Origin of the sequence: Arthrobacter sp. YA7-1 (assembly GCF_025960325.1) — a bacterium.
GTDB classification, from domain to species: domain Bacteria; phylum Actinomycetota; class Actinomycetes; order Actinomycetales; family Micrococcaceae; genus Arthrobacter; species Arthrobacter bambusae_A.
The window spans coordinates 3133286-3155039 of sequence record NZ_CP110114.1; the positions used below are offsets into that span (position 1 = coordinate 3133286).

27 protein-coding genes are annotated in these 21754 nt (G+C 64.4%); 10 read left to right on the forward strand and 17 right to left on the reverse strand.

What is annotated here, in order from left to right; genetic code table 11:
- Positions 1–3: 3 nt before the first annotated feature.
- Positions 4–1047 carry a pirin family protein gene (locus OIT41_RS14635; protein ID WP_241710575.1) on the forward strand — a complete coding sequence of 348 codons (1044 nt, stop codon included), beginning with the start codon at positions 4–6 and terminating at the stop codon, positions 1045–1047.
- 123 nt (positions 1048–1170) lie between these two features.
- On the opposite strand, the gene OIT41_RS14640 is transcribed toward OIT41_RS14635, so the two are convergent.
- Both OIT41_RS14640 and OIT41_RS14645 read right to left on the reverse strand, forming a co-directional pair.
- Positions 1171–2085, reverse strand: a complete 915-nt coding sequence (locus OIT41_RS14640; protein ID WP_241710574.1) for an N-acetylglucosamine kinase — start codon at positions 2083–2085, stop codon at positions 1171–1173.
- A 33-nt stretch (positions 2086–2118) separates the two neighbouring features.
- Positions 2119–3093, reverse strand: a complete 975-nt coding sequence (locus tag OIT41_RS14645; protein ID WP_241710573.1) for a LysR substrate-binding domain-containing protein — start codon at positions 3091–3093, stop codon at positions 2119–2121.
- A gap of 114 nt (positions 3094–3207) precedes the next feature.
- On the opposite strand from OIT41_RS14645, the gene OIT41_RS14650 reads away from it, so the two are divergent.
- Positions 3208–4458 carry an MFS transporter gene (locus tag OIT41_RS14650; RefSeq protein ID WP_372489706.1) on the forward strand — a complete coding sequence of 417 codons (1251 nt, stop codon included), beginning with the start codon at positions 3208–3210 and terminating at the stop codon, positions 4456–4458.
- Between the two features lie 51 nt (positions 4459–4509).
- Here OIT41_RS14650 and OIT41_RS14655 read toward each other — a convergent pair whose 3' ends face one another.
- Complete coding sequence (locus OIT41_RS14655; protein WP_241710571.1) at positions 4510–5481, reverse strand: MIP/aquaporin family protein; 972 nt, start codon at positions 5479–5481, stop codon at positions 4510–4512.
- Positions 5482–5616: 135 nt separating this feature from the next.
- A complete protein-coding gene (locus OIT41_RS14660) occupies positions 5617–6780 on the reverse strand; it encodes a trans-sulfuration enzyme family protein (protein WP_264636672.1) in 1164 nt (387 codons plus the stop codon).
- A 131-nt stretch (positions 6781–6911) separates the two neighbouring features.
- Here OIT41_RS14660 and OIT41_RS14665 point away from each other — a divergent pair, with 131 nt between their 5' ends.
- The gene (locus OIT41_RS14665) at positions 6912–7415 is read left to right on the forward strand and encodes an Lrp/AsnC family transcriptional regulator (protein WP_264636673.1); all 504 of its coding nucleotides are present in this window, start codon (positions 6912–6914) and stop codon (positions 7413–7415) included.
- A 34-nt stretch (positions 7416–7449) separates the two neighbouring features.
- Here the strand turns inward: OIT41_RS14665 and OIT41_RS14670 are convergent, their stop codons facing one another.
- The 3 genes from OIT41_RS14670 to OIT41_RS14680 form a co-directional block, all read right to left on the reverse strand.
- Entirely contained in the window at positions 7450–7677 is a 228-nt protein-coding gene (locus OIT41_RS14670; protein WP_241710569.1) for a 2-nitropropane dioxygenase, read from the reverse strand.
- On the reverse strand, positions 7674–8339 hold the full coding sequence (locus OIT41_RS14675) for an ArsR/SmtB family transcription factor (RefSeq protein ID WP_241710568.1): 666 nt from the start codon (positions 8337–8339) through the stop codon (positions 7674–7676). The genes OIT41_RS14670 and OIT41_RS14675 overlap by 4 nt, the downstream gene beginning before the upstream one ends.
- 91 nt (positions 8340–8430) lie before the next feature.
- On the reverse strand, positions 8431–9669 hold the full coding sequence (locus OIT41_RS14680) for an MFS transporter (protein WP_264636674.1): 1239 nt from the start codon (positions 9667–9669) through the stop codon (positions 8431–8433).
- 187 nt (positions 9670–9856) lie between these two features.
- Between OIT41_RS14680 and OIT41_RS14685 the strand changes: the two genes are divergently transcribed.
- The 4 genes from OIT41_RS14685 to zapE are packed head-to-tail and all read left to right on the forward strand — an operon-like array spanning position 9857 to position 12392.
- Positions 9857–10399, forward strand: a complete 543-nt coding sequence (locus OIT41_RS14685; RefSeq protein WP_264636675.1) for an Lrp/AsnC family transcriptional regulator — start codon at positions 9857–9859, stop codon at positions 10397–10399.
- A gap of 9 nt (positions 10400–10408) precedes the next feature.
- Positions 10409–10834, forward strand: a complete 426-nt coding sequence (locus OIT41_RS14690; RefSeq protein ID WP_264636676.1) for a DUF1761 domain-containing protein — start codon at positions 10409–10411, stop codon at positions 10832–10834.
- Between the two features lie 17 nt (positions 10835–10851).
- A complete protein-coding gene (gene corA / locus OIT41_RS14695) occupies positions 10852–11847 on the forward strand; it encodes a magnesium/cobalt transporter CorA (protein ID WP_078108245.1) in 996 nt (331 codons plus the stop codon).
- A complete protein-coding gene (zapE, locus tag OIT41_RS14700) occupies positions 11847–12392 on the forward strand; it encodes an AFG1/ZapE family ATPase (RefSeq protein ID WP_264636677.1) in 546 nt (181 codons plus the stop codon). Before corA ends, zapE begins: the two co-directional genes overlap by 1 nt.
- Positions 12393–12480: 88 nt before the next feature.
- Here zapE and OIT41_RS14705 read toward each other — a convergent pair whose 3' ends face one another.
- On the reverse strand, positions 12481–12627 hold the full coding sequence (locus OIT41_RS14705) for a lmo0937 family membrane protein (RefSeq protein ID WP_139359721.1): 147 nt from the start codon (positions 12625–12627) through the stop codon (positions 12481–12483).
- A 308-nt stretch (positions 12628–12935) separates the two neighbouring features.
- Between OIT41_RS14705 and OIT41_RS14710 the strand changes: the two genes are divergently transcribed.
- Both OIT41_RS14710 and OIT41_RS14715 read left to right on the forward strand, forming a co-directional pair.
- Positions 12936–13658 carry a TetR/AcrR family transcriptional regulator C-terminal domain-containing protein gene (locus OIT41_RS14710; RefSeq protein ID WP_264636678.1) on the forward strand — a complete coding sequence of 241 codons (723 nt, stop codon included), beginning with the start codon at positions 12936–12938 and terminating at the stop codon, positions 13656–13658.
- The gene (locus OIT41_RS14715) at positions 13655–13921 is read left to right on the forward strand and encodes an NAD-dependent epimerase/dehydratase family protein (RefSeq protein WP_264636679.1); all 267 of its coding nucleotides are present in this window, start codon (positions 13655–13657) and stop codon (positions 13919–13921) included. Before OIT41_RS14710 ends, OIT41_RS14715 begins: the two co-directional genes overlap by 4 nt.
- Before the next feature lie 90 nt (positions 13922–14011).
- Here OIT41_RS14715 and OIT41_RS14720 read toward each other — a convergent pair whose 3' ends face one another.
- From OIT41_RS14720 to OIT41_RS14745, 6 genes are all read right to left on the reverse strand, one after another.
- Positions 14012–14314, reverse strand: coding sequence for an antibiotic biosynthesis monooxygenase family protein (locus tag OIT41_RS14720; RefSeq protein WP_264636680.1), 303 nt, complete (start codon positions 14312–14314; stop codon positions 14012–14014).
- Between the two features lie 63 nt (positions 14315–14377).
- Positions 14378–14683 (reverse strand): hypothetical protein, encoded by a 306-nt coding sequence (locus OIT41_RS14725; protein WP_241709783.1) that lies wholly within the window; start codon positions 14681–14683, stop codon positions 14378–14380.
- Between the two features lie 188 nt (positions 14684–14871).
- Positions 14872–15435, reverse strand: a complete 564-nt coding sequence (locus OIT41_RS14730; RefSeq protein ID WP_264636681.1) for a GNAT family N-acetyltransferase — start codon at positions 15433–15435, stop codon at positions 14872–14874.
- An 81-nt stretch (positions 15436–15516) separates the two neighbouring features.
- On the reverse strand, positions 15517–15885 hold the full coding sequence (gene crcB / locus OIT41_RS14735) for a fluoride efflux transporter CrcB (RefSeq protein ID WP_264636682.1): 369 nt from the start codon (positions 15883–15885) through the stop codon (positions 15517–15519).
- Positions 15882–16379, reverse strand: a complete 498-nt coding sequence (locus OIT41_RS14740; protein WP_264636683.1) for a fluoride efflux transporter FluC — start codon at positions 16377–16379, stop codon at positions 15882–15884. Before OIT41_RS14740 ends, crcB begins: the two co-directional genes overlap by 4 nt.
- Positions 16376–16912, reverse strand: coding sequence for a universal stress protein (locus OIT41_RS14745; RefSeq protein WP_241709786.1), 537 nt, complete (start codon positions 16910–16912; stop codon positions 16376–16378). The genes OIT41_RS14740 and OIT41_RS14745 overlap by 4 nt, the downstream gene beginning before the upstream one ends.
- A 107-nt stretch (positions 16913–17019) precedes the next feature.
- Between OIT41_RS14745 and OIT41_RS14750 the strand changes: the two genes are divergently transcribed.
- The gene (locus OIT41_RS14750) at positions 17020–17754 is read left to right on the forward strand and encodes an SOS response-associated peptidase (protein ID WP_264636684.1); all 735 of its coding nucleotides are present in this window, start codon (positions 17020–17022) and stop codon (positions 17752–17754) included.
- A 1-nt stretch (position 17755) separates the two neighbouring features.
- Here the strand turns inward: OIT41_RS14750 and OIT41_RS14755 are convergent, their stop codons facing one another.
- The 3 genes from OIT41_RS14755 to manD form a co-directional block, all read right to left on the reverse strand.
- Positions 17756–18025, reverse strand: a complete 270-nt coding sequence (locus OIT41_RS14755; protein ID WP_139359719.1) for a hypothetical protein — start codon at positions 18023–18025, stop codon at positions 17756–17758.
- 136 nt (positions 18026–18161) lie between these two features.
- Positions 18162–20510, reverse strand: a complete 2349-nt coding sequence (locus OIT41_RS14760) for a gluconokinase, GntK/IdnK-type (protein WP_264636685.1) — start codon at positions 20508–20510, stop codon at positions 18162–18164.
- Positions 20500–21729 carry a D-mannonate dehydratase ManD gene (gene manD / locus OIT41_RS14765; protein ID WP_059387443.1) on the reverse strand — a complete coding sequence of 410 codons (1230 nt, stop codon included), beginning with the start codon at positions 21727–21729 and terminating at the stop codon, positions 20500–20502. The genes OIT41_RS14760 and manD overlap by 11 nt, the downstream gene beginning before the upstream one ends.
- Positions 21730–21754 lie beyond the last annotated feature (25 nt).

The window sequence follows — 21754 nt, forward strand, 5'->3', positions numbered from 1 at the left end:
ATTGTGACCAACTTGGAAACGGCCCCGTCGCAGGAAGTCTGCCCGGCCGGACATCCCGGGCAACGACCCTTTGTGCAGCTCTGGCCGGCCCGCGAGGTTCCCCTCGGCGGCGTCCGGGCCATGAATGTCTCCCGCACCCTCCCCCAGCGCGGGATGCCGACGGTAGGAGCCTGGTGTTTCCTCGACAGCTTCGGCCCGGATCGCGTCGCAATGAGCGTCCTTCCCCACCCGCACATGGGATTGCAGACTGTCACCTGGCCCCTCGACGGCGAGGTGCGGCACCGCGACAGCGTCGGCAGCGACGTCGTGGTCCGTCCCGGGCAGTTGAACATCATGACGGCCGGCCGCGGCATTTCGCATTCCGAGTTCGGCGTCCTCCCGGCAGGACTCGACCCGAACGCGCCCGACGGCGGCGCTCTCCTGCCGCTGTCCCGCGGCCTGCAGTTGTGGGTCGCTTTGCCCGACGCCGTAAGGCACCGGGCGCCGTCGTTCCAGCAGATCGTGGACCTTCCGGTGGTCGCCGCCGACAGTTTCACGGCGATTGTGCTCGTGGGTGAATTTGCCGGACAACGCTCCCCCGCGATCATGTATAGCCCGATAGTCGGCGTCGAAGTCTCAGCCTCGGGCGCCGTCGAGATGCCGCTGAATCCCGGTTTCGAGCATGCCGTCCTGGTCCTGGACGGCTCCGCGGTGATCGACGGCCAAGAAGTCGACCCCGGTCCCCTGGCCTTCCTCGGCATGGGCCGGGAATCGCTCCGGCTTGAGGCAGCTCCGGGAACCCGCTTCATGCTCCTGGGCGGCAAACCCTTCGAAGAGGACATCCTGATGTGGTGGAACTTCGTGGGCCGGACGCACGAGGAAGTGGAGCAGGCCCGCGAAGACTGGGAAGCCCAGGCCCTCCTGAACGACGAGGATGCCCGCAATGCCCGATTCGGCTGGATCCACGGCCACGGGCCCGACGCCGGAGCTGAAGCCGGGCGCATCGCCGCACCGCCCATGCCGGGAGTCCAGCTCAAGCCGAGGTCCCGGAACAGGGCTACTGGCTAACGGTCCCGACACCCAAATGGCGTGGCGACACAGAGCAGGGCTCGGGACTCCGGTCTCCGCGTGTCGCCGGTCTCTCTCCGGGTCCGCTGGCCGTTTGCGCGTCGCCCCTGGGTCCGTGCCCGGCTAAGGAAGCTCCGCGACAATCCGCGGCACACCGAAAACCGGTTCCTGGTCCAGGACGCGCACATCGGTGATTCCGTGCGCGGCCAGTCCCGCCCGGAATGCGGACTGCAAGGGTTCCACGTTCATCCCGAGCCCGCCGCCAAGAATCACCGGACCGGAGAGGCCCAGTTGCCGGACGGCCTGCGCCGCGAGCTCCGCGAGATCCCGTCCTGCCTGGTCCAGAAGTTGGCGGCTGATCTCGAGCCCCTCGCGTGCAGTCTCGACCACTGCGCTTGCGCGCTGGGCCCAATACCGCCGGTCGGTGTCCTCCGAATGGAAAAGCGCGATGAGTTTGTTTGGATCGTCCACCCCGCAGGATTCCAAAAGGGCCGCTGTGAGGCCATCCGGTTCCAGCCCCTTGTTCATCCTGCGGAGGCTGTGGCGCACCGCCTCACGGCCGAGCCAGTAACCGCTGCCCTCGTCGCCCAGGAGAAAACCCCAGCCGCCGGCACGGGCTTCTTCCCCCTCGGCGTTCTTACCCCAGGCCGCGGATCCGGTCCCGGCGATGACCGCCACTCCCGTGCTGGCCCGGCCTGCCGCCAGCAGGAGGCGGGAATCGTGGACCACCGTGACCTGGGCGCCGGGGACATGGGGTTCGATCAGCTCGGCGAGGGCGCGGGCATCGGCGTCGGTGTCGATTCCGCCTGCGCCGGCGAGGACGCGGTCAACGTCGCCGCCACCGATCATGGCGAAGAGCTCGGCGAGATTCCTGGCCGCCGTCTCCCGGCTGACGTTTTGGACGTTGGAGCTGCCGGTGCTTTCGTCGCGGACCGGTTTGCCGTCTTCGAAACGGACGCCGCGGGTTTTCGTGCCACCGATGTCGAGCCCGATGACCGTTACGTCGGGCCGGGGCGTCGCGTTCTCTGCAGTCTCCACGTCCAAAAGCCTAGCGCGGGCCGCTTGGTGCTCCTATTGGCTTCCGGACCGCGCTTTGACAAGGCCGGCGAGCAGCCCCGGCCCTTCGGAAAGCACGAGTTCGCGGAAAAGCCTGACAGGGTCCGGTTCCTTGCGCCGGTCGCGCCAGGCTATCCCTATCTCCCGGTATGCGAGTTCCGAGTCGAGCGGTACTTCCACCCACCCCAGGTCGGTGGAATCCAGAACCCCTTGGGGTCCCGGACCCAGTCCCCCGGGCGGCAGGATGCTGTACCCCAGGCCGGCGGACACGAGCCCGCGGATGGTGTGCGAATCCTGGCTCTCGAAAGCGACTCTTGGGCGAAAGCCCGCATCCCGGAAGATCGCGTCGGTCAGCGAGCGCAGGCCGAAGCCCGGGCCCATGGAAACGAACGGCTCGTGCTTGAGCTCGGCGAGCCTCACGCTGGGCCGCCGGGCCACTGCATGGCGGTGATGGACCACGAGCCGCAGCGGCTCGCGGTACAGCGCCGCCGAGCCAAGGTTCCTGCCCGGACCCGCCACGGGTGCCGTCAACGCGAAGTCGGCGTCACCGGCGGTGAGTGATTCAAGGCAGGCGGCGCGCGCTCCTTGGCTCAGCTCGAAAGCCGTGGTGGGGTGCCGGCTCCGGAACGCGCTCATGAGGAGTGGCAACGTCGCCTCGCCGAAGGTGTGCTGGAAGGTTACGGCGATTCGACCGCGGACGACGTCGGACTCGTGGCGGACCACGTCGAGCCCCGCTTGGAATTCCGCGAGCGCCGCCTCGATGTAGGGAATCAGCGTCTTCGCGGCAGGGGTCAGGCGGACGCCGCGCCCCTCACGGATCAGGAGCTCGGTTCCGACGACGGCGCTTGCCCGGGCCAGCGCCCGGCTCACCGTCGATTGGGGTACTCCGAGCAGTTCGGCTGTCTCGGTGACATGTTCGGTGCGGCCAAGCTCGGCCAGCAGTGGCAGCAACGGGAGTAATTGGACCAATTGCTTGTGTTCGATGTCCATGCTTGTCCAATCTCAGATCGACCGCCGTGTAAATCATCCAGATCTGCTATCAATCCTAAATAACTAATGCATTGGAGTCATCACTTAGGCTCGCCCTACTGTGGATAGGTGAGTATAAGCGCAACATCCCCGAGCCCTGCCGAGTCCGACTGGGAGGGCCACCTGAAAGGCTCCACCGCGTACCGGCGGATCCTCGCCGGCCTGGCCCTCGCCGGGGTGGCCACCTTCGCGCAGCTGTACTCCACCCAGGCTGTCTTGCCGCTCATGGCGAACGAACTGCACATCACGGCTGCAGAGGCGGCGCTCACCATCTCCTTGGCGACGGTAGGCCTCGCGGCAACGGTGCTGCCTTGGTCTTTCGTTGCCGACAAGATCGGCCGCGTGCGTGCGATGGCCATCGGAATCGCGGCCGCCACCGTCCTGGGCCTGCTTGTCCCCCTCGCTCCCACTTTCCCCCTTGTCCTCGCCTTGAGGGCATTGGAGGGCATGGCCCTCGGCGGTATTCCGGCGATCGCGATCGCCTACTTGAATGAAGAAGTCAACAAAGTGCACGCTGCGCTGGCCGCGGGCAGCTACGTCGCCGGCACCACCCTCGGCGGACTGGCCGGCCGCCTGCTCGCGGGACCCATCGGTGAATTGTGGGGTTGGCGGGCCGCAGCCTTCGCAGTCTCCGTCCTGGCGACAGTGTCTGCCGCCCTGTTCCTGCTGCTGGTCCCGAAGCCGCGACGCTTCACGCCCCGTTCCGCTGGAGGTTTCCGCGGAGCCATGAAGACGCTGGCGGGCCATTCTTCCAATCCGCGGCTGCTGGCCCTATACGTTCAAGCGTTCCTGTTGATGGGTGGATTCGTGGCTGTCTACAACTACCTCGGATTCCGACTCCACGCCGCGCCCTTCGGACTTCCCGCCACGGTCGTCAGCCTGATTTTCCTGGCCTATTTGTCGGGAACCGTGAGCTCCCGCTGGGGAGCCGGCTTGTCCATGCGATTCGGCCGCCGCACGGTCCTGCTCGCCGGGATAGTGACCATGACAGCCGGCCTTGGACTCACCCTGTGGGACAACATCGCCGCCGTTCTGGCCGGCTTGGTGGTCTTCACCGGCGGCTTTTTCGCCGCGCACAGCATCGGTGCAGGTTGGACCGGGACCATCGCGACGAGCGGCCGCGCGCAAGCCGCGTCCTTGTACAACCTCTCCTACTACCTGGGTTCCAGCATCATCGGCTGGGCCGGAGGACTCGCCTTCCAGGCTTTCGGCTGGACGGCGCTCGCCTTGACGGTCATGGCACTGGCGTGCACGACGGCGGTGATCACCGCCGTCGTGCACCGGTCCCCGGCGCGCCAGGTCGCCGTCGTCGGCTCCTCCGCGTGACCGTGCGCGCGCCGCACGGCTCGGCGGATCAGCCCCGGGATTGAGCTATCCCTAGGCTGCTTGCTTAGGTTCGGACGCCCGGGGGATGTCCGCGCCGGTCCGTCCCGGAAGCGTGGGTTCCGCCAGCAGGGTGCGCGCATGGAGCACATCCCCGATAAACCAGTCGTAGATCAGCACACCGATCACTCCACCGACCAGGGGGCCGATGATCGGGATCCAGAAATACCAACTGAACGACCCGTCTACAGTGCCCGGCATCGCCGTCTGGCCCCATCCGGCGAGCCACGCAAACAACCGCGGTCCGAAGTCACGGGCAGGGTTGATCGCGTAACCCGCGTTCGCGCCCACGGACATGCCGATCGCCGCCACCGCCAGCCCGATCATGAACGGACCCAGGTTCGCCTGTACGGCGGTATTGCGCATGTCGATGATCGCCACGACGAACAAAACGAGGAAAGCCGTGCCAACAACCTGATCCACCAGCGGCCCCACGGGATTCCCGTTGAAGTACGGTGCCGGGAACGTGGCGAAAATGGAGTAGGTGGCCAGGCCCTTCGGATCCCCGCGCCCAGTGCCGACTGCCTTGTTATAGGCGTCGATGGCATCGTGGTAGAGCAGGTACACCAGCGCGGCACCGGCGAACGCGCCGACAATCTGGGCAAGGATATAGGGGCCCACCTTCTTCCACGGAAACTTCCGCCGCACCGCGAAAGCGAGCGTCACGGCCGGATTGATGTGGGCCCCGCTGACCCCGCCGCCGACGTAGATTGCCATCGTGACGGCGATGGCCCATCCCCACGTGATCAACAACCAGTCGCCGGCGGCCATGAAGATCGTGGTCGACGTCGCGGCCCGTCCCGAGCCGGGCAAGGCGGCAACTGCCATGGCCACGACGCCGTCGCCGAAAGCGATCAGGACAAACGTGCCGAGGAACTCGGCGAGGAGTTCACCCCAAGTACCACCCAGTTGCTTGAGGCCACTTCCCTTGCGGACTGCATTCCTTAGTGGACTGACATCACTCATTCCGAGTGCCTCCTTGAGTCATCCGATTCACCTTTGGAAATTGACAACCCCAGTAATTTCATGGTAGTGCGAGTGACTCAAGGTAACCAGTCGATTGCCTTGGGTAACCAAGGCTCACGGCAGCTCCGGGACACGCTAACGGGTGGACTCGATAGCCTGGACCAGGTCCTCGATGATGTCGGCCGGATCTTCCAAGCCGATGGAAAGCCTCAGCATGCGCGCCTGGGGCTTGGCCTCCGGGGCCACCGGGCGATGGGTCAGTCCGGCGGGGTGCTGGATCAGCGTGTCGATGCCGCCCAGCGAAACCGCGTGCGTGATGAGGCGGACGGCGCCGGGAATGCGTTCCGCATGCTCGGCCGATTCGAGGTCGAAAGCCATCAATGAGCCCGGGCCGCTCATCTGCGTGCCCACCAAGTGCAGGGGATCGCACTCGGGAAGCCCCGGGTAATAGACCTTTGCGACCAGTTCGTGGCTCGTGAGCACAGCAGCGATCTTGTGGGCGTGGTCCTGCTGGGCTCGCACCCGGATGGGAAGGGTCGCCAGGCCCCGGTGCAACAAGTACGCGGGCCACGGAGTCAGGATGCCGCCGGTCACGGCACGGACCCGGCGCAGCCGCGTGGCCCACTCCACGCTCGTTGCCACGACACCGCCCATGGCATCGCCGTGGCCGCCCAGGAATTTCGTGGCACTGTGGAGCACCATCGCGACGCCGTGCTTGAGCGGTTGCTGGAGGATCGGCGTCGCGAACGTATTGTCCACAAGAACCGGTACGTCTCCGGCGTCGGACACGAGGCGGTTCAGGTCCACGAGGTCCAGGCTCGGGTTCGCGGGGGTCTCCACCACCACCAGGCCGGTGTCCGGACGAAGGGCATCCCGCACGCCGTCGGCGTTGACGAACGTGACCTGGTTGCCAAGCAGGCCGCTGGCCAGCACGTGGTCCGTGCCGCCGTAGAGGGGCCGCACCGCAACCACGTGCGTCTTGCCTTCCGATTGGGCGGCGAGCAGCACCGCGCTGAACGCGGCCATGCCTGAGGCAAAACCGACGGATTGCGCTGCGCCCTCGAGCGCCGCTACGCCGTCTTCGAACCTGGCTACCGTAGGATTCCAGAGACGCTGGTACACGGTGCTTTGACCGTCGAGGGGCACGCCGCCCGTGGCCATCTGCTCGTACGCGAGGCCGCCGTCGTGGACTGAAGGCAAAGGCGCAGTGGTTGAAAGGTCGATGGGAACGGCGTGCACGCCCTGTTCCGTGAGTCCTGTCCGGCCCGCGTGGACTGCGAGTGTGTCGATGGCTGTCACAGTTCTCCTTGAATTATTCACCGTTGAATTCGGTTAGTATCTGGCAATAATTCGGATATTGACAGTGCAAATGAATGGATTGTGCGGAAATTGGCCTCTATGATGAACAGAAAGCACTTTCAGGAGGATCCGTGAGCACCACCCCGAAGAACGTTCGGCCCATCGGAATCAGCGAGCCCTTGGATGCGATCGACGAACGCATCCTGGCGGCATTGGTTGACGATGCCCGGATCTCCAACAAGCAGCTCGCCGAACTGGTCGGAATCGCACCGTCGACGGCGCTCATGCGCACGCGGTCGCTTTCCGAACGCGGCATCATCGAGGGTTTCGAAGCCGTCCTGAGCCTTCCGGCAATCGGGCGTTCGGTCCAGGCCCTGATCGCCGTGCGCCTCCGCGCCCATGACCGCGACCAGATTGACCGCTTCACAGCCCGGGTTCCCGCGCTCCCCGCAGTGATCTCCACGTTCCACACCTCGGGCTCCGTGGACTACCTTCTGCATATCGCGGTTGCCAACACCGACGACCTTCGCGACTGGGTCCTGGACAACCTCGCGACGGACCCCGTGGTGGGCCACACCGAAACCACCTTGGTCTTTGCCCACATCCAGGGCAACCACGGTCCGCTGCCGGAATAGCTGCCAGCTTGGACCCGGCGTGGATGAGATCGGCTCAGTGACGTGGCTCGAGTCCCGAGTGTGCGGCCCCCAGTGCGTCCCGGCGCAATTCACCGAGTTCCTGCCGGCGAGTGAACGCCGCTCGCTGCATGGCCAGCTCGGCCGGAGGGATGTACCGCCTGCGCTCGGCCCACGAGACCAGGCTGGTTCCGATACCGGCGGCTGCCGACTCCAGCATGGAGGGCCGGCGGTAAGTGCCGCATGATGCGGTGGCAGTGCTCATGATTCTTTCCCTTCGGTGTCTGCTGCCTGCGACTTTGCGTCGCGGGATTTCTTGTCCCCGGCCCACGCCGGGACGCCCAGGATCGGGAATGCGTTGAAGTGGATCTGCACGGGGCGGGCGTCGTCCGCCTCGGGTTCGCTCCTGATGTCTTCCAGGAGCTTGCGGGCGAAGGCTTCCATGGAACGGGAGTAACGGGCGAGCTGCTCGGCTGACATCCTGGCGTTGGCGGTGTTGACGATGGCTGCGTCAAGCCAATCTTCGTCCAGGGAGTCCATCCCATGTGCCATGAAGTCGGCGAGGACTGCTTGCCTGCTCCGTTCAAACTCCCGGGTTACCAGCCGCGATGCCTCCTGCGTTGCCGGTGAATGAGCCAACTCGGGCGAGGTGATCTGGATGGCTCCCCTGGGCCGCTCCCACCACCGCTCCCGCGCAGTCCCCTTGCCTTGCACCTCTTGCACGAAGTCGAATTTGGCAAGTTGCCGCAAGTGGTAGCTCGTGGCGCCACTGGATTCATCGAGGAGCTCGGCCAGGCTGCAGGCAGTCTGCGGCCCGTAACGGGACAGCATCTCGAGAATTTGAACGCGCAACGGGTGCGCGAGCGCTTTGAGGGACGCCGTATCGACCTTGCGGACGGGGAATTCCTGCTCTGGGGCCTTGTCCATGTCGGAAACGGTACTCTTGCAAAGAAACCTTTGCAAGCATTTCTTTGCAAATCAATCTTTGCGAACTTGGCTATGCCGGATTAACTGCCGCTCAGCCCTTCCGGAGCACCTTGCGGAGGGACAGGACAGCGAGCACGGCAGCTGCCAGCCCGCACACCACGGTGAAATAGCTGGCAGCGGCGCTCAAGCCGATGACCGAGGCGGCCAGACCCAGCCCGATGACCGGCACGGCACTGCCAAGGTAGGTGATGACATAGACGGTGCTGATGATCTGCGCATGCCGGGACGCCTCCACCTTGCTGGCGACGTCATTGAACACGAGCCGGAAGGCGATCCCCTGCCCGACCCCGGCGGACAGACTCGCCGCCACCAGCAGCACCGGACTGGACAAAGAAGCCGCCACGCCGACCAGCACAATGGACACTCCCAGGACGGCCAGTCCAGCGGGCACGGCGAACCGGCCGCGGACTGTCAGCAATTGGCTGAGAGCGGACGCCCCGAGCGTGAGTCCGGCCAGCAGCCCGGTCATGGGGCGGGAATCGGCGTGCACGACGACGGCGAAGTAGCCGGGCGCAAGCGAAAGGCAGAATCCGAACACGGCAAAGCTGAGGAATCCCGCGCTGGAGGCCAGCCAAAAGGCTCCCCTGGCTTCCCGCGAAACGGAGGGTCGCCGCGGGGCAAGCACGGTGTAGGGACGCGGGCCTTCGGCGGGCCGAATCGCCGGACGAGCTTTGAGGAGCCACAGTGGGATCAGCAGAAGAAGCAGGACGGCAGCGTGGATGAAGAACGGCGTTGAGGTAGCGCCCGGGAGCAGCGAGAGCAATCCGCCGATGGCAGGACCCGCGGCCACACCTCCGGAGGACGACAGCAAGGTGAAGCGCGAAGCCCACTCCGGCCGGGACGGAAGCAATTCACGCAAAGCCGCTGAGCTCGCTCCGGTGGCAAGGCCGACGGCGATGCCTTGGAGCATCCGGCCGGCCGAGAGCATCAGGAGATTGTCCGCGTTGGCGAAAACCAGGCCGCCGGCCAAGCCCACGAGGACAGCCAGCACCAGTGCCGCACGCCTGCCGATGTGGTCCGACCAGTGGCCGGCGAGCATGAGCACACCGACGAGCGCGAGGACGTAGCTTGCAAAGGCAATTGTCACCCCGAGTGAGGTGATCCCCAGTTCCGCCTGAAGCAACGGATACAGCGGACTCGCCAAGTTGGCACCGACCAGGAGCGTGAACATGACGGCGCCGGCCAAAACCAGCCGCGCCGTGGTGGAAGCATCCCAGCCCCAGCGCCCGGCGGTGGCCTGGCGCATGCGGAGTTCGCTAAAGACCGTCATTTCCGTGCCTTTGCCTCAGCGGCCGTCACGGAACCTGGCTTTGTGGGCCGGGACTATGCGGCCCAAAATATTTGATGGCAACAGGATGTCGCAAACCTGCTGGATAGATCAGATCTCCATGAAACAATTGATCAGAACAGTCAAAATTGATGTTTGTCGATGACTAAAAATGATCCGGAGTGATGATTTGAACAGCCTCGATCCGACGGACCTGAAGATCCTGCTCGAGTTGATCCGTGATCCCCGGGTACAGATCGGCGAACTTAGCGAGTCCCTGGGGATTGCACGCAACACCGCCCAATCGAGGATGCGCCGCCTGGTCCGCTCAGGCGTACTGAACGACGGCGGCCGCGAGGTCGACCTCGAAAAGGTGGGGTACGACGTCGTCGGCTTCGTGACGCTGGAGGTGACCCACCGGGAACTCGACGGGGTCATCGGAGCCCTCCGCCGCATCCCCCAGGTCCTTGAGGTGCATGAAATTTCCGGGCGGGGCGATCTCCTGTGCCGGGTGGTGGCCACCGACACGCACAACCTGCAAACCGCGCTTCGCTCCATCCTCAGAACCAAAGGCGTCATTCGCACGGAAACGGTCCTTGCCCTGCACACCCATATCCCCTACCGGACAGAACCTCTCATCGGCAGGCTCGTGGGCGCGGCAGAGACGGCCGGGGCTACCAAACGGGCGAAAACGCAGGTTTCCCCTGATTCGCCGCTCAGCCAAGCCGACTAGGATTCCAGAATGGATTGGCTCCCTTCTCTTCCGCACATCAACTGGCTGGCCATACTCCTGGCATTCTTCTCAAGCATGGTCATCGGATTTGTCTGGTACATGCCGGCGGTCCTCGGCAGACGATGGATGCAGGCCATCGGCAAGACCGAAGAAGACCTCAAGAAGATCGACGGCGGGGCTGGAATCTGGATCCCCGTGATGGTTGCCGCAGCACTCACGAGCATTCTGCTGGCCGTCCTCATCGGAAAGCTGGGCGTGCATGGCAGCTTGGCCTGCGGCTTCTTCGCGCTGGTAATTGCTGTCGTCTTCCGCGTGGGCGGCCACGTCATCCACAACGGTTTCGCGGGCAGGCCGTCCGCCGTGACCCTCATCGACTCCGGCCACGACATCGTGGCCATGACCGCCTCCGGGTCAATCATCGGGGCGTTGCAGTAGCGGAGGAGAATAACCTCGTGACCATCATTGACAATGCCGTCTATGTAAACGGTATCCGGACCGCGACTCCGGAAAGCCTTGAGCAAAGCGTCGAAACGCTGGCCGCGCACGGCGGAATGGTGTGGATTGGACTGTACCGGCCGGACGAGACGGAAATGGCGGCAGTGGCTGCTGAGTTCGGCCTCCACCTGCTCGCCGTCGAGGACGCTGTCAACGCCCACCAGCGGCCCAAGCTGGAACGGTACGACAACAACCTCTTCACGGTCCTGCGGCCTGCGAGATACGTTGACGCTACGGAGACCGTGGAGTTCGGTGAACTTCATATCTTCACGGGGAAGAACTTCGTAGTCACGGTCCGGCACGCTGAAACACCCGGAGTGGCCCAGGTCCGTCGCGATCTGGAACAACAACCCGAGCTGCTGCGCCATGGTCCCGAGGCCGTCCTGTACGCATTGTTGGACCAGGTGGTGGACGACTACGGCCCCGTGATCTCCGGGTTGGAAAACGACATCGACGAGATCGAGGACCAGCTCTTCGGCGGCGATCCCCTGGTTTCGCGGCGCATCTACGAACTCGCCCGCGAGGTCATCCAGTTCCAGCGCGCGATCAACCCGCTCCCCGAAATGATGGCCGCCCTGAAGCGCGGGTTCGAGAAATACCGGGTCGACATCGAACTGCAGCGCAAACTCCGCGACGTGGAAGACCACGTCGAGCAGGTAATTTCCCGGGCAAACGGGTTCCGCGACCTGCTCCAAAACGCCCTGACCCTCGACGGGACCCTGACCGCGAACCGGCAAAACGAGGCGAGCGCGGCACAAAACGAACAAACCAAGAAAATCTCCTCGTGGGCCGCGATCTTCTTCGCACCCGCATTCGTGACCGGGCTCTACGGCATGAACTTCGACGTTATGCCTGAACTCCATTGGCCGCTCGGCTATCCCATGGCACTCGGCATGATGGTTCTCGCGGGCTTTGTCATGTGGGTCATCTTCAAGCGGAAGAACTGGCTCTAGTGGCTCCCGGGCAGGGTGGCTTCAGCAGGGGCAGGATCATTACCCCCGGAACGCCGGCGCAGCTGGGAGCTTTCGGTTTGTTCCCGCCGTCGAAATCGCAAGAGAGGATCCTCACGCCCACAACGCAACGACTCACCGTCAAAGCGGCCGACGACGTGCTCTGGGTTGGTTTCGCGGAATTGTGCGGAGGCAGGATGTCGACGGCGGACTACCTCGCCTTGGCGGAGGACTACGATGCCTGGGTGATCGACGGTGTACCCTCGCCCGCGGTCGAGTCGGCTGCCGGATCCGCATCGACCTGGCAACGGTTCAGCGATGTGGTGGATGTCCTCTACGACCGGGACATCACGCTGTTCCTGGTCGGACACGGCCCCTTGGACTGGGGCTTAGCCGGTGATCCGGCCCGGGACCCGGAGCATCCGAGTGGCTCCCGGCAGACAACCGCCCAGACCGTTGACATGGCCAGAATCGCGAGCCGCCTGTCACTCCTGGGCCGGGTGGAAGCCCCGGAGCCTTTTGAAGAAGTAGAGGCCGGGGGCAGCTGAAGACCGTTCCCCGGAGGAGTCCGGCCCTTAAATGCGCCGCCCCTCCTGGACTTAGGCCCAGGAGGGGCGGCAGCGTGGCAGCTGGAGGCTAGACGCGTGACCTGCCGCGGACGAAGTGGAAGATCAGAACGATCACAGCGACGACCAGAAGGATGTGAATGAGGCCTCCGCCGATGCCGCCGAGCAGGCCGAGAAGCCAGAGAACGGCGATGATGATGGCTATCCAAAGCAACATGTGAATCTCCCTTGTTTGTTTGCGTGCCCTGGCCGGCGGCCTAGGGCATTCATTAGTAAGCATACTTACTATTGAGTGTAAGTAAAGGTGAATGGTGGGTAAGTGCGGTTTTGACGGTCCATGCGTGGTGCGCAGTCACGGACTTCCGAAGCGGTGCGAACGGCCCGCTGCCATGCGCTTGAGCCTGCTTCCTCGAACCTAGGTAGGAACTCATCTACAATGTAGACTTTACGCGTAGACTCTAAAGTAAGCAAGCTTATTTTCCCGGCAAGAGCCGCGATGAAACGATCAGATCAGGACGGAACCCCATGCCTCCCCCAGAGTCTCCGGCCAATTCTTCCGCTGCAGGTGCCGGCGACAAGCCCGCCGGGCAGAAACCCAGGCTGAGCCGGGACCTCGTCCTGTCCACCGCCCTGGCACTGGTGGACGCGGAAGGACTCGATGCACTCACCATGCGCCGCCTGGGCCAGGAACTAGGCCGGGATCCGATGAGTCTCTACCGGTACGCCGCCAACCGCGCCGCGCTCCTGGACGGAGTGACGGAGCAGGTCCTGAAAGAGCTTCCCACCTCCCCGGACAACCCCGACTGGCAGGCACAGCTGCGCCAGATAGCCCACGACGTGCGCCTGCTCGCGCTGCGGCACCCGAACGTCGTGCCGTTGCTCGTCACCCGCCCGCTGTCGACACCCCTGGGCCTGCGCCCGCTGGGCACGCTGCGCCCGCTCGAGCAGATCCTCTCGTTGCTGATTGACGCCGGCTTCACCCCCGGCGACGCACTGCACGTCTACCGGGCGTATTACGGGTTCCTGTACGGCCACATCCTCAATGAACTGCAGGAATTCATCGTGGACCCGGAGGAAAACGAGGCACTGCTCCGCCTTGGCCTGCACCGTCTGCCCGCGAAGGAATTCCCCCGCCTCCGCGCCCTCGGCCCGGTCCTCGCCGACTACGACGGCGCCGCCGAACTGGACCAAGGCATCAGCATCCTGCTCGCCGGACTCGCAGCACCCCTCATCCGAGGGAGACCATGACCATTCTCGTCACCGGAGGAACCGGCTTGGTCGGTCCCCGTCTCCTCAAGAGAGTCACCGAAGCGGGCATCGAATGCCGCGCCCTCGTCCGCCCCGGAAAAGAACCCCCGGATGGCGTGGAACGCGCCGAAGGTGACATCCTCAGACCCGAGTCCCTGCCGGCAGCCGTGGAAGGCGTCACCGCGGTCATCCACCTTGCCGCAGTATTCCGCACCCGCGACGACCGCCAGACACCCACCCTTGGAAGGGACAAATGGATGTGAACCTCGCCCGCAGCCTCGAGTTCACGCCGACCATCAGCACCATCTACGAAGCCGTCCGCAAAGGCCTGCTCTGACCCGCACGCGGATCCATTACGAGGCGCGTTTCGGAACCGTCGTGAAGTGCTCGACGACGGGGAACGGGTCGTAGAAATGGTGCAGCAACCCCTTCCACCTCTCGTAGTCGGCGGACCCACGGAAGCCTTCCGTGTGGGCTTCTATCGAGTCCCACTCAACGAGAAGTAAGTAGAGGTTCGGGGACTCGATCGAGCGTGAAATCGACAGGCTGCGGAACCCCGGCTGCCGGCTGATCAGGGGTCGAGCCGCCCGGAAGGCCTCTTCGAAATCGGACTCACTGCCGGGACGTACGGGGAGGATCGCGTGCTCCAAAATCATTCGCTCAGCATCTCACAGCCGCCGTTTTGAGGGGCCGCATACCCACTCCAAAATCGCGGTGAATCAGACGACCGCTTCTTCCAACGCCTGGGGATCCGGCAAGCCTCTCAGCCATTCCCTGGCGTCCTCGACGGACGTGAAGTATCCGTGCGGGCACTCTTGCTCACGCAACAACGCGGCAGCCATCACCCGGTCGACCACCGTAGCCCCGACCAGTGCAACAGCGGACACAAACCGGGTCCCCAACAGCGTCGCTCTGGCCTCGAGACCCAAACATACGTCCACGACCTCGACGAGCATCGGCTGTAGCCGACCTCCGGTGACACCCCGGACAGCAGCGACGACGGCGTCGGCATCGGCGCCCGACACCGACGAACCTCGCGCCCACCGCAAATGGAAGGTACCCCTTGCATCTACATTCAAGTTTGCGTTTGCGCAGGTCAACGCGATTTCCAACATAGGCCCCCTTAGTCCTCAGATGAGGCTAGTGGACCCCGAGGGGCAAAAGTGATTAATCGAACAATTTCGTCACCGTGGCCTTGAGTGACCCCCTACTCTCACTGAGCGATATCAGGCCGTGTGCTCATCCATTCCGCCCGAAGTGTTGAAAATACCTCTTTGTCGTATCGCTTTCCGTCGTAGACCCAGCTGCTGCGAAGGACTCCGTCCGAACGCATACCCAGTCGCTGCGCGACAGCCACGCTGCGGTCGTTGTCGGTGCGGCACCGCCATTCGATGCGGGACATCCCACGCTCCACGAAAGCCCACTCCATGAGCAGCTGGACCGACCGGGTGATGAGACCTCCTCCGACAGCACCGGGTTCGAGCCAGCAGCCGATCTCGCAAATGCCCCAGGCGGAGTCAAACGTCACGAACATCACGCCTCCGACGATCCTGCCTTCGTTCCAGAGTCCATAGATGCGCGCCCCGTCGTTCGCAGTGGCTGTGGCGTAACGCTGAAGCGTTGCGCGGGCACCCTCGACGGTGTCGGTGACAAAAGTCGGTCCGACCCACGGCCGGATATGGTCTCTCGCCCTGTTCATGTGCTCGGCAAACTCGCCGGCGTGCCATGGCTCAAGAGGCTTCAGGACGACCCCGTCCTGCACGACTTTTTCAAACATTGTTTTCTCCTGAGGGGTTATTCCAGAGTTTGGTTGCCACTGGGTGTAGGTGACTTTCCCGGACGTGTGCGGTGTACCGCTTCAGAACAACAAGACGAGCCCGACGCCGGCTGCCGCGGCCCCGACGCATGCAGCCATAGTGCCCACGCCGTTAAGGAAGGCAAGGCCGGTCCGGCCGCTCTGGACAAGCCGGACGGTCTCCAAGCTCGCCGTACTAAAGGTCGTGTATCCGCCTAGGAATCCAGTGCCGAGAACCAGCTGAAGGGATTCGGGAGCCTGATGCGCCATGACAAGTCCCGCCAGGATCCCCATGAGCAGCGACCCGGAGAGGTTGATGAAGATGGTGCCCAGCGGCAGCGCAGTCCGGGCCCAGGAACGGACCACTCCGTCCACCACGAAACGCGCAGCCGCCCCTGCACCGCCCGCGAGCGCGATCAGAAGGAGCGTCATGGCTGGACCTTCCCCCGTGGGGCGGATTTGTGCCGGAGCGACCCAAGCCAGATACCAAGGGTTGTGGCCGCGACGCCGCCCAACAGGCTGGCCACCAAGTACCACATAGCGTCCACTCCGCGTCCTGCTCCGAAGAGATGCACCGAGTCCAGCGCCAGGGTGCTGTAGGTGGTGTAGGCCCCGAGGAAACCACTTCCAATGCCCAAGCGGGCAATCCGGCGGAGACCGGCGTCGGGCCCGCTCCGCGCGAGCGCTTCGAGTAGCCAGCCCAGCGCGAGCGCGCCGGACAGATTGATAAGAAGGGTGGGCAGCGGCCAGGAGTCCGGCGCGGGAAGCGCCATGCCAAATCCATAGCGGCTCAAAGCCCCGAGGATTCCTCCGGCTGCGACGAGCAGAACGAACCGGCCGTGTAGATGGAGGGGTCGGTGCAGGGTCCGGTCCGTTGGCGCCGTCCTTGCTTCGGCTCCGGGAGGGGCGGTGCTGCTTTCCTTCATTGATCCCTGCTTGGGTCGTGACGGCCCAAGGGAACCATGAGCACGGGGCAGTTTTGGCGATGTGCCAGATGCAAGGCTACCGATCCGGTGACCAGTCCTTCAAACTTCGGTCCGAGGCCGTGTTCCTTTGTTCCGACCACGATCATGGAAGCGTTGATGCTCGCCGCGTAACGGCCTAGTGACCGGGCAGGCTCGCCGGCAAGCATCACGAAGGTCCACTGCACGCCCGTTCCGTCGAGTTGATCCGCGATGCGGGAATGGAGCGACTCCGAGATGGCCGCGGCGTCGTCGTCGATTCCGTCGGGGTCAATCGCCTGAGCGGCCAAGTGCCCGTCCCGGTCCCCTGCCGCCGGGAAACTCGTGACGTCGGCGAAGGCAAGGACCAGCTCCAAACCGGCGCTGAGCGCTACTTCAGCGGCTTTCTCAACCACGGTGCGAGGCTGGTGCGGGAGAACCCCGGCCAAAACGGGTCCGGTCAAGCGGGCGGGGCTGCCCTTGGCCAGAGGCATGTCCTCGCCGCGCGGGTTGCTCATGGGTGCCCTCCAAATGTCCGGACTATCAGGATGCGGATTGGTCCATCTTGCTCCAGTATGGACTTCGACGGCTGGCGTTGTCCCAAGCGCCAAGCGAGAATGTCGATATGTGCGGTCGGTTCAGTGTCGGTTTCGAGGCAGACTATCTCTCGAGGAAGCTCGGTGCCGTGTTGCGCGGTGATACCGACTACCCCTCGCCAACGCTCCAGATCAACCCGACCGACCCCGTGGTCTTTCTGCGGGGACGGTCAGGAGACGGGTCAGTCGGTCGCGAGCTCGCGGCCGGGCGATGGGGCCTGGTTCCAACATTCTCCAAGTCGTTCGATTCAAAGGTGCCCACTTGGAACGCGCGATCGGAAACGGCTGGCGCAACACCGGCATTCAGGGCTTCCCTGCCCAAGTGGCGGGCGGTGGTTCCGGCCTCTGCCTACTATGAGTGGAAGAAATCGGGGCCCGGCCGAAAGGATCCCAAGCAGCGCTACATCGTCGAACCTCAAGATGAGCTGATTACCTTCGCCGGCTTGTTTGCGCCCTGGCGTGACGAGAGCATCGAGGACAAGTCGGCACCCGGCGCGTGGCGCTTGTCATGCTCGATCCTGACCATGGACTCACCTCCGGAAGGCGTCCATGAGCGGCTGCACAATCTGCATGACCGGATCCCGGTTCCGATCTCTCCGGACTTGATCGACGATTGGATCGACCCCAAGGAAACCAGGGGCCAGGCCTTGTTGGAGGCCGTGCTGGGCGAGGCGTACGCCTTGTCGTCGGCGTGGACGATGAGGCCCGTGGAACTCGTCGAAGACAACACCAAGCTGGTGGACGTCGCGAACCCGGCCGCCTGACTCAACGCTCGTAGCGCAGCTCGGCCCTCACGTCCGTATCCTTCAGCCACGTCAATCTGGTGGCCGATCCGAAGGGATTCGGCCACCATTGGACCAGGACCTTGCCCTCCGACGTCCGGGTGACCATGGCCGGAACATATTGAAGGTACTTCGGCCAAACGAGCTTGGCGATCACGGGCACCCTGGAGACGGTTGAAAGGGGCTCCGTTTGGCGCGGAGGCGGGGCGCCGACTGAATTCAACGGCGCGGGGTATTCGGGCTGGTCAGGCATGCCCGAATACTACTGCGGGGCATCGACAATATGGAGGTCAGGAGATTCGAACTCCATAGCTCCAGGAAGCCGGCCCCGGCGTGCGGCAGCCACTCCCCGTGCCTCCGGGAAGTGGCCGCCACAGGGTGGAACCGGCCTATAACCGTGTGTCGAACGAATCGCAGAACACGTTCTCGTTGAACGTCCCCTGGAACTCGGACTTGCCCTGGATTTTCTGGATGGTAGCCCGGATGGCCTCGCGCGTCCCTGCATGGGCGTTGATGGCCGTCCTCACCATCGGCACGTCGATCAAGTGGTTCGGCTGGTTCAGCGAGACGAACACCGTGGGGACTTCCGTGACGTACCAAGGGATTTCCGCCGCCATGGGGCTCGACCATTTGATGCGGATCGCCGCCTCCTGGGCAAAGCCCTTGACATTGGCGAAGACGAATGCGGCATCATACTTGTCCGCATAATCGCCGGTGGCTTCGTCGGAGATGACGCTCATGAAGTTCACGCCCGACTCCCCCGCAGCCTCACGCTGTTCCGCCGTCTTGAAGAGGTGGACCTCGAACCCCGCGGCTTCAAGTTCCTCCTTGACCGTATCCAGGTAGGCCAGCGGGTCCGCCCGGGTGAAATCGGATCCGCCGGAGATGCCGTACAGGCGAATCCGCTTGTGGGTTTCCGGCGTGATGGGCAGGTTGCCGGCGGTGTCCTTGATCAGGGTGACGGTTTTGTCCGCGATTTCGGCGGCGACGGCTAGGTGCGCCTCGCTGCCGATCAGCCGCAGCGCCTCGGCCGACGGCGTCAATTCTTCCGGCAGCTTCCTGTGCAGCCCCAGGCTGGCCTTCAACCCCAGGATCCGGCGCAACGCGTCATGCAGGCGCTGATCGGTGATCACGCCGGTCTTGTAACCGTCCATCATGTATTGGAAGTCCTCCGCCGGGTTGCGGAAGAACAGGAACATGTCGCAGCCCGCGGCGATGGTGGCTGGAACGAGGTCCCTGCGCTTCTTTGCCTGGGTGAGTCCGACCATTTGCGATGCGTCAGTGAGGATCAGTCCGTTGAAGCCGAGCTCGCCACGGAGCAAGTCCTGCAGAAGCTCCGGAGCAAGGGTGGCGGGCAGGATATCCCGGTCTTCAGTCCCCGGCCGGAAATGCCGCGTGAGCTCAGGAGCCCCGATGTGTCCGACCATGATGGATTGGACCCCGTGGCCGATCATCTCCCGGTACACGTGTCCGTAGCTGGAATTCCACTCCGCGTACCCGAGCGTGTTGTACGACGTGACCACGTGCTGGTCGCGTTCGTCCACGCCGTCGCCGGGGAAATGCTTGATGGCGCAGACAGTGGGAGATTCGCTGATGCCGTCGAAGTACTCCTTGGCGCGCTCCACCACGATTTCCGGTGTGTTGCCGAACGCCCGGGTGGAGATGACCGTGTTGCGCCAGTTGTAGTGGACGTCCACGATCGGCGCGAACGCCCAGTTGCAGCCCAAAGCCGCGGTTTCCACTCCGGCCACCTGGCCCATTTTCCTGGCAATGGACTTGTCCGGGTGGGAACCGGCCTGCAGGTGGGTCGACACGAAGGTTCCGTCGTCGCAGCTTCCAGCTCCGCCCATTTCCGGGTTGGAGGCGACCAGGAGCGGGATGCGCGTTTTGGACTGGGCATAACGGATGTGTTCCTGGACTGCGGCGGACGGGCCCGGCCGGTACCTCATCCCGCCGACGTGATAGTTCTCCAGCACGCCGTCGAGGTACTCCGGGGAGTAATCGTTGTTGTGGTTGATGAAGAGCTGCCCGATTTTTTCCTCGAGGCTCATGCCGCGGATGGTGGAGTCCACCCAGGCAACGGCGTCGTCGTCGAGGTTGAACGGCGCCGACTGGAGGTCGACGTCGAACTGCCGCACCTGGGTGCCCACGGCGCCGGCGCGGGTGTGCCCCGCCGGAGCTTCGGAGCCTGCGACGGCGGCAATCCCGGCGAGCGCTTCGGCGACCACCTCGTTGACCGGTACGGCGATGTCGACGACGAACCCGGCCTCGTCGGCGTCGAGCGGTTCCAGCGTGGCGAGCTGTGAGTCCAGCAGCGCGGGCGGCATGAAGTGGCCGGAACGGCCCTCTGTCCTTTCCCTCAGCACCTCTTTGCTGCCATGAAGGTGCAGGAAGACCGTGTCGGGTGCCTTCTCGCGGATGGCGTCCCGGTAGCTGCGCCGGAGGGCAGAGCACGCGAGAACCAGCCCGCCGTCGCCGGCGTTGGCGAGTTCGGTGCCCACGGTGGCGAGCCAGGGCCAGCGGTCTTCATCGGTCAGCGGGGTTCCGGCGGCCATTTTGGCAACGTTCTCCACTGGGTGGAGGGAATCGCCGTCGAGGAACGGAACGCCCAGCGCCCGGGCCACGAGGTCCCCGATGGTGGTCTTGCCGCAACCTGAGACGCCCATCACCACGATGCGCCGCGGCTTGTTCCCTCCAGCGATGGGGTCGCCGGCCGTGGCGACGTTCCTACCAGTCATGGACGGTGCCGTCCACGAGTCGGTTGTAGGGCAGGTAGGCCTGCTGGTACGGGAAGGAGTTGGCGGCTTCTTCGTTGAATTCGACGCCGAGGCCCGGCTTGTCGCCCGGGTGCAGATAGCCGTCGGTGAAGGTCATGGACTGCTCGAAGACCGTGTTGGTCTTGTCCGAATGCTGCATGTACTCCTGGATGCCGTAGTTGTGGATGGCCAGGCCCACGTGGAGCTGCGCGGCGAAACCGACGGGCGAAATGTCGGTGGGGCCGTGGAAACCGGACTTGATCTGGTACTGGGCGGCGAAGTCCATGACCTTCTTCAGCGGTGAGATGCCGCCGAAGTGCGTCGACGCGGCGCGGACGTAGTCGATGAGCTGTTCCTTGATGAGCGTCTGGAAGTCATAGACCGTGTTGAAGATTTCGCCGATGGCCAGCGGTGTTGTGGTGTGCTGGCGGACCAGGCGCAGCCCTTCCTGGTTTTCGGCCGGGGTGCAGTCTTCGAGCCAGAACAGGTCGTACGGTTCCAGGGCCTTGCCGAGCTTGGCAGCCTGGATGGGGGTCATGCGGTGGTGGCCATCGTGCAGCAGCGGGATTTCCGGGCCGAATTCATTCCGAACCGCTTCGAAGACGGTGGGCAGGTGGCGCAGGTAGGCGCGCGTGTCCCAGTCCTCTTCCTGTGGGAACGCACCGCGACCGGCGGGCTCGTAGTCGTAGCGCTCACCCGAGGCCTGCGCCTGTGCGGCCACGCCGTACACGGCTTTGATGCCCGGGATGGCAGTCTGGATGCGGATCGACTTGTAACCCAGCTCCAGGTGCTCCCGGACCGAGTCGAACAAGGAAGGGATGTCCGCGCCCGAAGCGTGGCCGTACGCGCGCAGCCCGTTGCGGGAGGCACCGCCCAGGAGCTGGTAGACCGGCAGCCCGGCCACTTTGCCCTTGATGTCCCACAGGGCCATGTCGACGGCGGCGATCGCGGCCATGGTGACCGGACCACGGCGCCAGTACGAGGAGCGGTAGAGGAACTGCCAGGTGTCCTCGATCCGGTGCGGGTCCTTGCCGATCAGCAGCTGCGCAACGTGTTCCTTCAGGTACGCGGCCACGGCGAGTTCACGGCCGTTCAGGGTCGCGTCGCCGATGCCGGTCACGCCGTCCTCGGTGGTGATCCGCAAAGTCACGAAGTTCCGGGTGGGGCTGGTCACGAAGACTTCAGCGGCAATGATTTTCACAGCTGGTCCTTTCAGGGTTGCTGAT

Bases quoted from the DNA above. Each gene is read 5' to 3' on its own strand.
- OIT41_RS14645 (WP_241710573.1), bottom strand. From the start codon at position 3,093: ATGGACATCGAACACAAGCAATTGGTCCAATTACTCCCGTTGCTGCCA.
- OIT41_RS14655 (WP_241710571.1), bottom strand. From the start codon at position 5,481: ATGAGTGATGTCAGTCCACTAAGGAATGCAGTCCGCAAGGGAAGTGGC.
- OIT41_RS14670 (WP_241710569.1), bottom strand. From the start codon at position 7,677: ATGAGCACTGCCACCGCATCATGCGGCACTTACCGCCGGCCCTCCATG.
- OIT41_RS14675 (WP_241710568.1), bottom strand. From the start codon at position 8,339: ATGGACAAGGCCCCAGAGCAGGAATTCCCCGTCCGCAAGGTCGATACG.
- OIT41_RS14680 (WP_264636674.1), bottom strand. From the start codon at position 9,669: ATGACGGTCTTTAGCGAACTCCGCATGCGCCAGGCCACCGCCGGGCGC.
- OIT41_RS14690 (WP_264636676.1), top strand. From the start codon at position 10,409: ATGGATTGGCTCCCTTCTCTTCCGCACATCAACTGGCTGGCCATACTC.
- OIT41_RS14705 (WP_139359721.1), bottom strand. From the start codon at position 12,627: ATGTTGCTTTGGATAGCCATCATCATCGCCGTTCTCTGGCTTCTCGGC.
- OIT41_RS14710 (WP_264636678.1), top strand. From the start codon at position 12,936: ATGCCTCCCCCAGAGTCTCCGGCCAATTCTTCCGCTGCAGGTGCCGGC.
- OIT41_RS14715 (WP_264636679.1), top strand. From the start codon at position 13,655: ATGACCATTCTCGTCACCGGAGGAACCGGCTTGGTCGGTCCCCGTCTC.
- OIT41_RS14720 (WP_264636680.1), bottom strand. From the start codon at position 14,314: ATGATTTTGGAGCACGCGATCCTCCCCGTACGTCCCGGCAGTGAGTCC.
- OIT41_RS14730 (WP_264636681.1), bottom strand. From the start codon at position 15,435: ATGTTTGAAAAAGTCGTGCAGGACGGGGTCGTCCTGAAGCCTCTTGAG.
- crcB (WP_264636682.1), bottom strand. From the start codon at position 15,885: ATGACGCTCCTTCTGATCGCGCTCGCGGGCGGTGCAGGGGCGGCTGCG.
- OIT41_RS14740 (WP_264636683.1), bottom strand. From the start codon at position 16,379: ATGAAGGAAAGCAGCACCGCCCCTCCCGGAGCCGAAGCAAGGACGGCG.
- OIT41_RS14745 (WP_241709786.1), bottom strand. From the start codon at position 16,912: ATGAGCAACCCGCGCGGCGAGGACATGCCTCTGGCCAAGGGCAGCCCC.
- OIT41_RS14750 (WP_264636684.1), top strand. From the start codon at position 17,020: ATGTGCGGTCGGTTCAGTGTCGGTTTCGAGGCAGACTATCTCTCGAGG.
- OIT41_RS14755 (WP_139359719.1), bottom strand. From the start codon at position 18,025: ATGCCTGACCAGCCCGAATACCCCGCGCCGTTGAATTCAGTCGGCGCC.
- OIT41_RS14760 (WP_264636685.1), bottom strand. From the start codon at position 20,510: ATGACTGGTAGGAACGTCGCCACGGCCGGCGACCCCATCGCTGGAGGG.